Genomic DNA, 12481 nt, shown 5'->3' with positions numbered 1-12481 from the left:
CGAAGGACAAAGTGGTAAGGACTAAGCAAGGTTCTGAAGAAAGTACAAAGGACAAAGTCGAAAAGACTAAGCAAGCCACAGAGTCCGGGAAAGTGTTCGAGCTGGGCGAGCGGACTGCGCTATTTGGCGAGGCCGCAATCAAGCTGGCCAATGGCCTGTTGCGTACTCCGGTCAGCATGCCCTTGATCAGCCAGTTTGTGCGGTCCAGCACGAGTGTCGGGGCGAACTACATGGAAGCCGGGGCTGCGCAATCGGGCAAGGATTTTGACCACAAGATTGGCATCTGCAAGAGAGAGGCTCGTGAGACAATGCACTGGCTGAGAATGCTCGCGGTCGCCGATGAGTCGTCGAAGCAGGAGTGCCGCACGATGTGGCGGGAAGCCCACGAACTGACCATGATCTTCTCAGCTATTCTCAAGAAGCGCCGTGCTGGAGTTGAGACTTGATACTTGCTTTGTCCTTTGTACTTCGGACTTTGGACTTGGCAGTGATGGAGGACTGATGGGTAAGAAGTTGCGAGTTCTAGTTGCGAAGCCCGGCTTGGATGGTCATGACCGTGGGGCAAAGGTCGTTGCCCGCGCCTTGCGTGACGCCGGGTTCGAGGTGATTTACACCGGGCTGCACCAGACCCCGGAGATGATTGCCGAGGCGGCGTTGCAGGAGGACGTTGACGTCGTTGGGCTGTCAGTACTGTCCGGCGCGCACATGACGCTCTTCCCCGAGACGTTGCGCCTGCTCAAAGAAAAGGGCGCTGGGGACATCCTCGTGTTCGGCGGCGGAATCATCCCGCGCGAGGACATGGAGGAGCTGTACAAGCAAGGCTGCGGTCGGCTCTTCGGCCCTGGCACACCGACTACCGACATCGTCACCTACCTGAAAGAGAAGTTCCCAGATCGCGTCTAGAAAAGTACAAAGGACAAAGTACGAAGGACAAAGCAAGTACGAAGTGAAAAGCCGAGTCGCGTCCGGACTTGGTACTTTGTCCTTTCCACGTTGGTTTGTCCTTTGTCCTTTGGACTTTGGATTTTCCTCGCTAGGAGGCTCTGAATGAACTCGGTCGTCCTTCCGGTGCTGGGTGCGGTGGTGTACCTCGTTGGCATGAGGGTGTATGCTGCGTATGTAGACCGCAAGGTCATCGGGGCTGACCCGAAGAGGGCTACCCCGGCGCGGATGTACGCTGACGGCGTGGACTTCATGCCGACCTCGCGCAGCATCCTGTTCGGCTATCAGTTCAAGTCCATCGCCGGTGCCGCGCCGGTGCTTGGGCCTATTATCGCCATCAAGTGGGGCTGGCTACCAGGCCTCGTCTGGATTCTTCTGGGTACGTTCTTCATCGGGTGGGTGCAGGACTACACCAGCGCCATCGTCTCGGTGCGCAACGACGGCAAGACCTTCGGCGGCATCTCGTTCTCGCTCATCTCGCCACGGGCGCGCACCATCCTGATGACGTTCATCTACCTCTACCTGCTGCTGATTGCGGCCGCGTTCGCCAACATCGTTGCGACCGCGCTGGCCAACGCCCCGAGGATACCTCTTGCAATCCTCATGCTCGCCGTGGCCGGCGTGATTGTCGGATATCTCATTTACCATGGCCGGATGCACCTTGCCGTCGTCACCGTCATCGGGCTCGTCCTGTTCTATGGCGCGCTGGTCCTGAACGGGCAGTTTGACATCAGGTTCGGCTCAGTCCACACCAATTGGCTGGTCTGGGTCGTCTTCGCGCTGGTCTTCTCGCTCTTCGGCTCGCTGCTACCGATATGGAGCTTCGTCCAGCCCATCAACTATCTTTCATTCTACATCGTGCTCATCGGCATGGCGATCGCGGTCGCGGGCCTCATCGTCAAGCACCCGGTCATGCAACGGCCGATGTTCACGGGCTTCACTGCGGATAACCTGCCGCTCTGGCCCATGCTCTTTGTGACCATCGCCTGCGGCGCTATTTCCGGCTGGCACGGCGTGGTTTCTTCGACCGGAACGTCCCGCCAGTTGCAGAGCGAGACCGACGCGCGACCGGTTACGGCCGGCGCCATGTTCCTCGAGATGATACTGGCGCTGATTGCGCTGGCGATCGTCGGCATCACGGCCGCGGGCACCACGGGTTCGCCGGACCAGCTCTTCGCTTCCGGCCTCGGGAGCATATTCGGGTTCCTGCACCTGCCGGCGAAATGGGGCCTGGCATACGGCCCGGTACTCATCGCGATTCTGGCGATCACGATTCTGCACCTCGTGGTCAGGTTCATGCGTATTGCGACCAACGAACTGCTGGGGCGGGTCCTGCCGGTGATGCGCGTGCCCGTAATCGGCACGGTCGCGGCGCTCATCCTGACCTTTGCGCTCGTGACTACCGGTACGTTCAAATACATCTGGGTGCTGTTCGGCTCGGCCAACCAGCTCATGGCCAGCCTGGCTTTGATGATCGGGAGCATCTGGCTGGTATCTGAGAAGAAGAAGGCCGGATTTGCGCTCGTGCCCATGGTCTTCATGTATTTGACAACGATGGCCGCATTGGTGTTGACCTGCTGGCAGTTGTTGCGGCAGGCAGCGACCGGCCTGAGTCTGGCCGGGGCGAAACTGCCCGCAGGACAGATTGCGGGCAATTGGATAGCAGGCGTCATCGGCGTGGCGCTGTTCATTGCGGCGTTGGTGCTGGCCTACGATGGAGCGAGCGCGCTGTTCCGATTCGGCAGCAAGAAGCGAGAGACTGCGAAAGGAGTTGCCTAGTGGGCGACGACAAGAAGGACAAGAAGAAGGGTTTCGGGCTAGGGAAGAATCTGAGGGAGTTCGTGTACGGCATGGCCGCGCACGACACGGCCCGGTTCGCATTGAAGACGCGCGGCAGCATGGAGCATCTTTTCATCCTGATAACCATGGGCGACATGCTCGGCATCCCGATTCTGCCGCCGTACTACTCGCTCCGGCTGCTGCCCTACGTGGTGCCGCAGATCTCCACCTGGAAGCGCCGGATGCTGCGCGAGAAAGACTTTACCGATACGCTAGCATGAAGGAAAGTACAAAGGACAAAGTGGTAAGGACAAAGCAAGTGACAAGTGAGAAGCCCCGGTCCGGTCCGTACTTGTTACTTTGTCCTTTTCGTCTTGCTTTGTCCTTAGTCCTTTGTCCTTACTACTTCACGGCCTCGCAGTGGTCGAGTGCAGAGGAGTTACTATGAACTTGAGCCAAGTCCTCACGAACAACCCCCGCATGAAGTATCTCATGTTCGGGGGCAAGGGCGGCCTCGGGAAGACGACGTTCTCAGCCGCGGCCGCGTACCATCTGGCCAGGCAGGGCCATAAGGTGCTGGTCTTCTCGGTTGACCCGCAGGCATCGCTCTCCGATATCTTCCAGCGCGACATCTTCGGCAAGGGCGCGACTGAGATCATGCCTAACCTGTTCGCGCAGGAGATAGACGCGGACCGCCGGATCCACGACTTCCAGAATGAGATCCGCAAGAAGATTCTCGACCGGTACGGGTTCGACAAGGTGCCGGAGGAAATAGAGTCGTACATCGCCGCGGCGTCGAGCGAGCCGGCGATGGAGGAGAGTGCCATATTCGACGCGGTCGTGGATATCGTGTTTCAGGGCCAGTACGACTACTACATCTACGACCTGGTGCCGCTGGGACACGCGCTCTACTACCTCTCGATGAGCAGTATCTACGACGAGTGGATAAACAAGGTGACCGAGCTGCGGTCCGAGATGCAGAAGTACGACAGGGTTGCGTCCAAGCTCAAGTCCGAGGAGAAATCCGAGGAGGACGAAATCCTGACCGAGCTCGAAGAGATCCGCCGGCGCATCAACCTCTCGTCGTCCATCTTCACCGACAAGGAGAAGACCGGTTTCTTCTTTGTGGTCACACCCGAGGAGATGACGATTCTCGATACCAAGAAGGCCGAGGGCCTCTTCTCCAAGTTCGGTGTCCCGATTGGAGGTTTCATCGTGAACCGAGTCATCCCGGAGAGTCTGCTCGGTGAAGCGATACCGGACTACCTGCGGCACCGCATCGAGTTGCAGCGCCAGCCGATGGCACGAATCGCCGAGACGTTCGGCGACCGGGTGGTCGGGAACGTGCCCGAGTTCGAGCGCGACATTACGGGTCTGGACATGATTGCCAAGGTAGCCGACCAGCTCTTCGGCCCGTGAACCACAGACTACGGACAGAGGAGAACCGCAGATGATGCAGATGTCAAAGATGGCAAGAAACCCGACGGACGGAAGTGAACCGCAGATTACGCAGATGTCGCAGATGGTCTGAACGGACATGACAGCCGAGGATACAAAGAAGGACCCGAGAACCTACGCTATCATTGGTGCCGCCATGGAAGTACACCGGGTGCTGGGAAGTGGTTTCCCTGAGGCGGTCTATCAGGAGGCGCTGGAGATTGAGCTGCGGGCTCGCGGCATTCCCCATGAACGGGAAGTGGAGTTGCCCGTGTCCTACAAGGGTGAGAGACTGCGGACATCGTACAAGGCAGACTTCGTCTGCTTTGGGGAGGTGATTGTGGAGTTGAAGGCGATCGCGAAGCTGACGAAGGTGGAGGAAGCACAAGTCATCAATTACCTGAACGCATCAAGCATCGAGACCGGCTTGCTGTTGAACTTCGCCGCAGAGCGTCTCGAGTATCGCCGCTTCGCCCTGACCAAGTCAGCGTCATCTGCGGCTAGTCCTGACGGGGATCCGTATCCCAAGGACCGCGTACCGTGAGGCCGTTCAGTCTCCGTCGGGAACTGCGGCCCGGAAGATGCTCCCTCTGTTCTGTTTCGAGCCATCTGCGTCATCTGCGACATCTGCGGTTAATCTCGGGTCCTGTTCGGGACCTTGCACCTTGGACCTGCTGCAGTCTGCGGTTAGAACTGGAGTGTGACTATGTCTATATCCGAGTCCGAGAATCTGCGGACTTTCTTTGCGGAGCACCCGACTCTGAAGTACATCTACTTCGGTGGGAAGGGCGGCGTGGGCAAGACCGCGTTCGCCGGGGCGACGGCGCTCTATTTGGCGGAGCAAGGGCGGAAGGTGCTTCTTGCCTCGACCAACCCGGTTCACAGCCTGAGCGGGCTCTTGAAGCAGGATGTGTTCGGCAACGAGACCCAGGTCGCAGGCACGCCGCTCATCGCCGTCGAGATCGACACCAAGGATACGATTCTCAAGAAGAAGCAGGAGATCAAGGGTAAGATCGAGTGGTTCCTGAAGTACGCGGACCTGTCCGGTCAGAAGACCGAGGACTTCGTCGAGTCGGCGACCATGAACCCGGCGTTCGAGGAATCCGCCATGTTCGAGCGGATGGTGGACCTGATGTTCGAGAACCGCTACGACGTCTACGTGTTCGACACGGCTCCGACCGCGAACGCGCGACGTCTGCTCGGCATGTCAAAGGTCTACGGGCTCTGGGTCGAGAAGATGCTCGCCAGCCGGAACGAGGCTGCGTCGCTGGCCAAGACGCTCTCATTCTCCAAGAAGGAAGAAAAGGACCCGCTGCTCGACTACCTCCTGACCTTCCGCGACCGGATAGACAAGGTGCACAAGCTGCTGACCGATGAGCAACTGACCTCGTTCTTCTTCGTCACTCTGCCGGAGGCGCTGCCGATAGCGGTCATCAAACGGTTCATCGGCTGGTTTAAGGACTTCGGCATCCCGGTCGGCGGCGTCATCGTCAACGGCTTGATTGACCGGGCGCTGGTCACGGACCAGACCCACGAGTTCGTCCTCAACCGGATTGCCTCGCAGGAGAAGTACATGGAGGACATCCGGAGCTCGTTCCCGCACGTCCGCGCGGTCGTCCCGCGCCTCGAGCACGAAATCCAGGGCGTTGATCGCATCCGCGAGACGTTCCGCTACCTGTTCGCCTAGCCGCGGGCCGGCCATGTCGGCATGGCAGGCTACGGCTGCTTGACTTGACTGGAATCCGGCATAGACTGGTCGCGTGAACAGACCGGTGGCCGTTCTCCTTTGCGCGGCCCTCGCGGCTGCGGTCCTCGGCCGTGAGCCGGGGTTCGTGCCGTATCGCGCCGTGCAGGAGTCGCTGGCGCGAATGCCAGCGAGGTACAGGGCGGAGTGGCTGCAGAAGCACGGGCTTGATGCGTCGCGCTACACCGAGTACCACAAGCCCGAGTCTGCGTCTACGGGATTGAAGCTCGTCGGCAAGTACGGTCGTGGCGAGTCGAACGCGGTGACCGGCAGGGGGAGCCTCGTGGCGCTGACTCTCGGCAGCGAGGTGGCGCTCCTCAACTTCGCCAAGCCGGATAGCCCGGTTGTGCTTTCCGAGATACAACTCGACTTCACCCCCGCTCAGAGCGCTTTGCACGATTCCTTTCTCTTGACCTGCGGGAACGGTATCGAGATCTGGAACATCGTCGACTCGACGCATCCGGTCTACCGCAACGTGATACCCTACGCGGTCGGTGACTTCGCCATCTTCGACACCTTCCTGTATTTCGCCAGTTCCGGCACGTTCTACTCCTATAGCATCGCCAACACGGCCAATCCCAGACCGCTCGGCACGTGTGCGGAAAACGGAGGTGTCACTGCGGCCACGAAGAAGGTAGTCGTAGCGAAAGAACCGGGTGGCCTGGCATTCATCGACGTGTCGAATCCGGCTGCACCCGAACGGGTCGGCACCTATGGTATTGGTGCCCTCGGTGTTGACGCGCGAGGGAACATCTGCGTTGCCAACGGGTACCAGAACGGGGATCAAGACAGGCTCTGGGTGGACGTGCTCGATATTTCGGACCCGACCAACCCTCGTTTGCTGGGCGAGGTTGATAGCGTTGGTGGATACGATGTTCACCTGAGCGGGCCATTGGCTTTCACATCCGGATATTACTACGGTTGGGGTTTCGCCATCATCGACATCAGCGACTCGACCCGGCCGCACGACGTCTCGCAAATAAAGACACCGAACGATGGCTTCGCCGTGTGGGCCGATTGGACTTCCAACCACGCATATGTTGCCGACGCAATGGGCCTTGCTGTGATGGACATCCATGATATCAACCATCCCGTTTATGACACGACCGTACTGCCGGCCCATGATGCTTGGGATGTCTGGTTGGACGGATGCCGAGCATACGTTGCTGATGGCGGCGCGGGACTGCGGATTCTGGACGTGACGAACCCAGCCAACCCGATTGACCTTGGTGGCATTGACACAGCCAACATCCATGCGTTCGAGACGCGGTCAGCCGTTGGACAAGACAGTTTTGCGTTCATGAGCTGGTCGCAGCCACCGCCCTTGCGGACCATAGACGTTACCGACCCGGCCCGGCCCTCTATGGCTGGTGCCTGCTCGCTCTTCGACCCCCCGAAGGATATGGTGCTTCGGGATAGCTTCCTTTACTGCGCCGAGGCCTATCGCTTCCAAGTCGTCAACGTTGCCCGGCCGCGTCAGCCGGTGCTTGTCGGGAGCTGCGTGCTGCAGAATGACGTCATGGACTTGTGGCTCAAGGATTCATTGGCGTACGTATCGAGTGTCCCCAGCTACATCATCAACGTTGCGAACCCAACCAACCCCTTCATCGTGGGGAACATCAGCAGCGGAACATATGGTATTGCGGTCATCAGGGATACGTATGCTGTCACGACACCGGGATACGACTCGATTGTCGTGTACAACGTCTCCGTTCCGTCCGTGCCCTACCCTATCGCGAGCTTAGCCCTGTCTGGTGGTCATCAAGGCGTATACGACGTCGAACTAATGGACGACACCCTCGCGGCGGTAAGCGGCAACTACGTGCACCTGGTGAACGTCAGGGACCCGCTGAGCCCGCGAGAAGTCTGCCGATGGAGCACGCCGAGCGGCGGTTCGCCTCATCTTAGTTACGTGGCGCCTTATCTCTATGTTGCGTGCAGTGACGCAGGTGTCTGCGTGCTTGAGACGACGGCGACAGGCGTTGCCGAGCCCAAGCAAGTCGAATCAGTGCGTACGCGGAAGGGGGCGACCGTGGTCAGGGGAGTGCTGATGATAGGAGACCGGGGACAGAAGACGGGAGACCGGGCGGAACTACTGGACGTCAGCGGGCGGAAGGTGATGGACCTGAAACCGGGCGCGAATGACGTGCGGGCGCTGGCGCCGGGCGTGTACTTTGTGAGAGAGGCCCAAGCGCAAGCACAAGCGGTCCGCAAGGTCGTGCTGACCGGTAGGCGGTAGAGAAGACAGTTTGCAGTAGACGGCAGATCAAGCGGGGCGGCCTTGGGGCCGCCCGCAATACTGCCGGGCGCGTCTCTTCGCATGAGTCCAATAAGACTCACGCGGATCGATGGCTAAGATGGGGGATAAGTCCTTGTATTAGTGGCGGTTTGGGACGCTGGGCGACTCGCCTTGGGGGTCACCCCGGGAACGGTTCCCAGAGTGGTTCCGATGGTGATTCGGCTCAGGACTTGGAGGGGGACTCTCGGAGAGACTTGGCGGGCGATGTTCAGGGTGACCTGTGCTGCGGTTTGGAGTGCGACCTGCACCATGACTCGGCGCGTGATTGTCGGCATCTCTCGGACGGCAATTCGCGACGTGACCCGCGGCGTCATTCGCGAGATGACCTGCACTGCCACTCGCGGCGTGACCCGGAGGATAACTTGCGGGGCGATTCGCGGGGCAAGTCCCCAAGCTTCCTGGGTCTGGCTTCCTGGTGACACATACTGACGGCACTTGTGTGGGAGTGGAATCTGCGTTCACTCCGACAATCTGTGGGCGGTCCGGTCTTGGCGTTCTTGGGGCCCTTGGTGGTTTTCACGTCTGCGTCATCTGCGGGGGAGCAGTGGTCAAGTGGTCTAGTGATCTAGTGGCGGAGGAAGAGTGGATGTAATCTGTGTGATCTGCGAAATCTGTGGATAGTCTCCTTCGGGTCGGGCTTGGGACACGATTGCGCGCGAACGCCAAATGGGGACAGTCCCACGGAGCGCTTGCGTCGGACTCAGCGCGGTACAGTCCCCATTTGGGCCGATCCCAATTCTTCAGCGGAATTGGGTCATGTCCCCGCCCTCGGGACATCTGCGTCATCTACGGTTGATGTTCTCCGGGTTGGGCTAACATGGCGCTTGACTGGGGCGAGGTCGGGGCATAGGATTAGCTCAGGTGAGAGATGCAGTTGAGCCTTGCGCCTTAAAGGAGGCCAGATGGAGTTGAGACTGTTGTTCGCGCCGGCAGCGCTGGTTGCGTTAGCCGGTGCAGTGGTAATTCACGTGCCGGGCGATTCGGCCACGATTCAGCGCGGGCTTAGAGGGGCGCTGGCCGGGGACACGGTGCTGGTAGCGCCGGACACTTATTATGAGAGGATTGTCTGGCCGGCCCGTGACAGCATTGTGCTCTTAGGTGAGTCCGGTGCGGACTCGACCGTGATTGACGGCAGTGATTCGGGCCGGGTAGTGAACATGACCGACGCGAGCTACACTAATGCGACCGTGCTGGAGGGGTTCACGATTGCGCACGGCCTGGTTGCGATCGTGGACGACGGAGGTGCGGGCATCAAGTGCACGGGTTCGCCGGTGATATCCCGCAACCGCATCGTCTGCAACAAGCTGACCGAGTTCGGATACGGCGCCGGCGTGTATGCGTCTGGTGGGCCGGTGCTGAGCTACAACCTCATTGCGTGGGATACGATTATCAATCAGGGCGGAGGGGGCTGGCGGTACGGGCCGGGCGTGCATTGCGCCGGGTCGGGTGTGTTCTACCAGAATGTGTTTGAAGAGAATGCGGCGCTGGGCGGCGCGGGAGGCTTCTGGTACGGCGGCGGGCTGGCTCTCGCGGGCGGCGAGCCGCTGGTCTTCTCGAACCTGTTCCTGAATAACCGGGTTGGCTCGACCGCCGGCGGCTTCGCGTACGGAGGCGGTCTGTACATCGGTGCGGGCTCGGCGTACGTCGCGAACAATACCTTCTTCGGCAATCGGTGCTCAACCGGCGTAACGTATGGCGGCGGCATCTACGTCGACCAGTCGTGGACCTCGACGATCAAGAACAACATCATCAGCGGGAACGCGGCCGAGGGAATCGGGCACATGGGCGGCGGTATCGCGTGTTACACCGATACGGCTCACCAGCCCCCCGTTTTCGACTACAACGATGTCTGGGGCAATTCGCCGGACAACTACTATGCCTGCTTTCCCGGCTCCAATGCGTTATCGCTGGATCCGCTATACGCCACAGGCTCGAAAGGCGACTTCTATCTTGGCTGCGTCGCGGCCGGGCAGGATTCAAGCAGTCCGTGCATTGATGCCGGGGACACGCTGCTCGCGACTGCCCCGCTCCGGCTCGATTCGCTGGTGCACGCGTGGACGACGCGCACCGATTCGGTGCCCGATGCCGGCGCGATAGACATGGGTTACCACTATCCACTGGAGCCGATGGTCGTCGGGCTCGACGGACGTCTTGCGAACGCGAGTCTGGCGCGCCTGAAGGTGCGGCCCAATCCCGTGCGCCTGCGCGCGGCGGTCGAGTACTCGACTGTTCACGCCGGGCGGGTCGAGGTCACGGTCGTGGACGTGGCGGGTCGGGTGCGGGCGATTCTGCTGGACCGGTGGCAGCCGGCCGGCGACCACTCGCTGCCTTTGGGCGGGCGACTGACCCCGGGCGTGTATCTGGTTACGCTCAAGTCCGGCGCGCTCCGGGCTACGGCTCGCTGCGTCGTGGCCGAGTAGGGGAGCGGTCAGAGAAGAGAGGCGAAGTCAGAGTGCAGAAACTGCTGGGCCTCGCACAGGTTGTAGCTCACCTGCGTCACCCTCACCCTTCCCTCCCCCTCAAGGGGGAGGGAATAGAAGGGAGGGGGCAGAGTGCTGCATTGCTGTTGTGGAGGTCAATGGAATGTTGAAAGCAGGAGCAGGAATCCGCGCGGCGATGATTCTGTGCGCCTGCTTCTTTGCAGGCAGCGCCGCACCGGTCTTGATTACGCGAGTGCAGGACGGCGAGACTAGGCAGCCGTTGGCCGGGGCGATGGTGATGAGTGCGGGCAGCGACATCATGGCAGTGACCGATTCGGCCGGGCAGTGCATGGTCGTGTCTCTGCCAAGGAAGGGTGGGATGCTCGTGGCCTCGCGCAGCGGCTATTCCGACCTGCGGTTTCCTTGGTCGCCGCCCGCCAGGCCGGGTCCGGACACGCTGACTGTCGCGCTGACGCTCTACACGAGCGGGCCGCGCGTGGTCGTGGGCCGGGTTTCTGACGCCGCGACCAAGCTGGCCATCGCCGGAGCGCTGGTTTCAGTTGCCGGGGCCAGGTTGGCAGAATCGACACGCGCGGATGGTGGATTTCTATTGAGCGGTTTCCCGCCCGGCCCGCAGACACTGGAAGCGTCTTGCCTCGGGTATCCTGCGAAGTCCGTCGCGGTTCAGGTCAGGAGCGGAGAGACGGACACCGTTGAGCTGTACCTGATGGACACAACGAATGTCGGCAGAGCGGAGGGGACGGTGTTCGATGCCGGCACCGGTAGGCCTGTAGCCGGTGCGCGAATCAGTGTGGAGGGGACCGGCTGCGAGGCGGTCACCGACTCAATCGGACACTACTCAATCGGAGACGTGCCGGTCGGCATGAACAAGGTTCTGGTCAACTGCGAGGGCTACCTCAAGGCCTACACAATTGTCAGGCTGGTGAAAGACTGGGCAGTTACGGTGGACCTTCAACTGCGGCAGTCGCCTTCGCAAGCCGGACCCGGCAGGTAGTCGCCGCGCTCCGGCATCGGCTGCTATTGGTTGTAGGCTCCTGCGTAGTGAAGAAACGCCGCGACGAACATGATGGCAAAGGCAGCGACCGCGACGGCAATAACGAGCAGCGTATAGCACCCGACGAGGTTGGCCGTGACGAGTCGCTTCTTGTGTTTGGCAAGCTGCCGGGCGCCGATGACGAGGAGGGCCGCACTGGCAAGGAAGAAGGCCGTGCTCGCGGCAACTTTGCCCATCTGTTCCGGTATCAGTTCCGCCAGCCGTCGGTAGCAGTACGCGACCGATGCTACGAAGCCGATGGCGAGCACGATGACCAGCATCTTCATCCATCGGTCCGGGTCGGACTTGACCGTCCGTGCCTCGGGCGTGCGGCCGTTGCAGAGCAGGATGAGCCGGTCGCGCAGTTCGTGAAGTTCCTCGGCGCGGGCGTGGAGCAGCGCGCGGCCCTCGGGCGTGTCGTTGCCCTCACGCAGCTTCTGGTCGAGCTCGTCGTGCGCGGCAAGCCCCTGGTCGTAGCGGGTTTTCAACCCCATTATCTCGGCGACGCGTAAGGGGTCGCCGATCTGGGTCTGCTCGACTTCCTCCGCGTTCCAGCCCTCGTCGGTGCGCGTCACCAACCGGTAGAAGCGACCATTGACGGTCACGAAAACGGTCCCCGGCTGGACCCAGATTCCCGGAATCCATGACCACGGTTCCGAACCTGAATACGGGAATCCTACCAGCGGGCGCGAGGCTACTGCCGTGTCGGGAGTACGAGTACCCACGCGATTCAGGATAGGCCGCGCGCCAAGGATGTCAAACGAAGGCAGAAGTCAGGATGCACAAGTGACCAATCCGAACGAACC

Annotated in this window: 11 protein-coding genes; 10 read left to right on the top strand and 1 reads right to left on the bottom strand. The window is 60.7% G+C overall.

Translation table 11 applies throughout. From position 1 onward, the window contains the following. Nucleotides 1-92 precede the first annotated feature (92 nt). From VMH22_00910 to VMH22_00865, 10 genes are all read left to right on the top strand, one after another. The gene (locus tag VMH22_00910) at nucleotides 93-446 is read left to right on the top strand and encodes a four helix bundle protein (protein HTW90255.1); all 354 of its coding nucleotides are present in this window, start codon (nucleotides 93-95) and stop codon (nucleotides 444-446) included. A gap of 55 nt (nucleotides 447-501) precedes the next feature. Next, the gene (locus VMH22_00905; GenBank protein ID HTW90254.1) at nucleotides 502-903 is read left to right on the top strand and encodes a cobalamin B12-binding domain-containing protein; all 402 of its coding nucleotides are present in this window, start codon (nucleotides 502-504) and stop codon (nucleotides 901-903) included. Nucleotides 904-1047: 144 nt separating this feature from the next. Next, a complete protein-coding gene (locus VMH22_00900; GenBank protein HTW90253.1) occupies nucleotides 1048-2721 on the top strand; it encodes a carbon starvation CstA family protein in 1674 nt (557 codons plus the stop codon). A gap of 71 nt (nucleotides 2722-2792) precedes the next feature. Next, nucleotides 2793-3002 (top strand): hypothetical protein, encoded by a 210-nt coding sequence (locus VMH22_00895; protein ID HTW90252.1) that lies wholly within the window; start codon nucleotides 2793-2795, stop codon nucleotides 3000-3002. Nucleotides 3003-3165: 163 nt separating this feature from the next. Then, entirely contained in the window at nucleotides 3166-4140 is a 975-nt protein-coding gene (locus VMH22_00890) for a TRC40/GET3/ArsA family transport-energizing ATPase (GenBank protein ID HTW90251.1), read from the top strand. Between the two features lie 118 nt (nucleotides 4141-4258). Then, entirely contained in the window at nucleotides 4259-4702 is a 444-nt protein-coding gene (locus tag VMH22_00885) for a GxxExxY protein (protein ID HTW90250.1), read from the top strand. 162 nt (nucleotides 4703-4864) lie between these two features. Next, nucleotides 4865-5845, top strand: a complete 981-nt coding sequence (locus VMH22_00880) for an ArsA family ATPase (GenBank protein HTW90249.1) — start codon at nucleotides 4865-4867, stop codon at nucleotides 5843-5845. 73 nt (nucleotides 5846-5918) lie between these two features. Continuing rightward, nucleotides 5919-8141, top strand: coding sequence for a hypothetical protein (locus VMH22_00875; protein ID HTW90248.1), 2223 nt, complete (start codon nucleotides 5919-5921; stop codon nucleotides 8139-8141). A gap of 962 nt (nucleotides 8142-9103) precedes the next feature. Beyond that, nucleotides 9104-10621: a right-handed parallel beta-helix repeat-containing protein gene (locus tag VMH22_00870; GenBank protein HTW90247.1), complete on the top strand. Its 1518-nt coding sequence runs from the start codon at nucleotides 9104-9106 to the stop codon at nucleotides 10619-10621. 163 nt (nucleotides 10622-10784) lie between these two features. Next, entirely contained in the window at nucleotides 10785-11636 is an 852-nt protein-coding gene (locus tag VMH22_00865) for a carboxypeptidase regulatory-like domain-containing protein (GenBank protein ID HTW90246.1), read from the top strand. A 23-nt stretch (nucleotides 11637-11659) separates the two neighbouring features. Here VMH22_00865 and VMH22_00860 read toward each other — a convergent pair whose 3' ends face one another. Beyond that, nucleotides 11660-12400: a hypothetical protein gene (locus VMH22_00860; protein ID HTW90245.1), complete on the bottom strand. Its 741-nt coding sequence runs from the start codon at nucleotides 12398-12400 to the stop codon at nucleotides 11660-11662. Nucleotides 12401-12481 lie beyond the last annotated feature (81 nt).

Source organism: bacterium (assembly GCA_035505375.1).
In the GTDB taxonomy this organism is placed as follows: Bacteria; Hydrothermota; Tepidihabitantia; order Tepidihabitantales; family Tepidihabitantaceae; genus UBA2258.
The sequence above is the reverse complement of the archived record's forward strand: the minus strand, read 5'-3'. Positions and strand labels throughout refer to the sequence as shown.

Bases quoted from the DNA above. Each gene is read 5' to 3' on its own strand.
- VMH22_00885 (HTW90250.1), top strand. From the start codon at position 4,259: ATGACAGCCGAGGATACAAAGAAGGACCCGAGAACCTACGCTATCATT.
- VMH22_00880 (HTW90249.1), top strand. From the start codon at position 4,865: ATGTCTATATCCGAGTCCGAGAATCTGCGGACTTTCTTTGCGGAGCAC.
- VMH22_00900 (HTW90253.1), top strand. From the start codon at position 1,048: ATGAACTCGGTCGTCCTTCCGGTGCTGGGTGCGGTGGTGTACCTCGTT.
- VMH22_00865 (HTW90246.1), top strand. From the start codon at position 10,785: ATGTTGAAAGCAGGAGCAGGAATCCGCGCGGCGATGATTCTGTGCGCC.
- VMH22_00895 (HTW90252.1), top strand. From the start codon at position 2,793: ATGGCCGCGCACGACACGGCCCGGTTCGCATTGAAGACGCGCGGCAGC.
- VMH22_00905 (HTW90254.1), top strand. From the start codon at position 502: ATGGGTAAGAAGTTGCGAGTTCTAGTTGCGAAGCCCGGCTTGGATGGT.
- VMH22_00890 (HTW90251.1), top strand. From the start codon at position 3,166: ATGAACTTGAGCCAAGTCCTCACGAACAACCCCCGCATGAAGTATCTC.
- VMH22_00870 (HTW90247.1), top strand. From the start codon at position 9,104: ATGGAGTTGAGACTGTTGTTCGCGCCGGCAGCGCTGGTTGCGTTAGCC.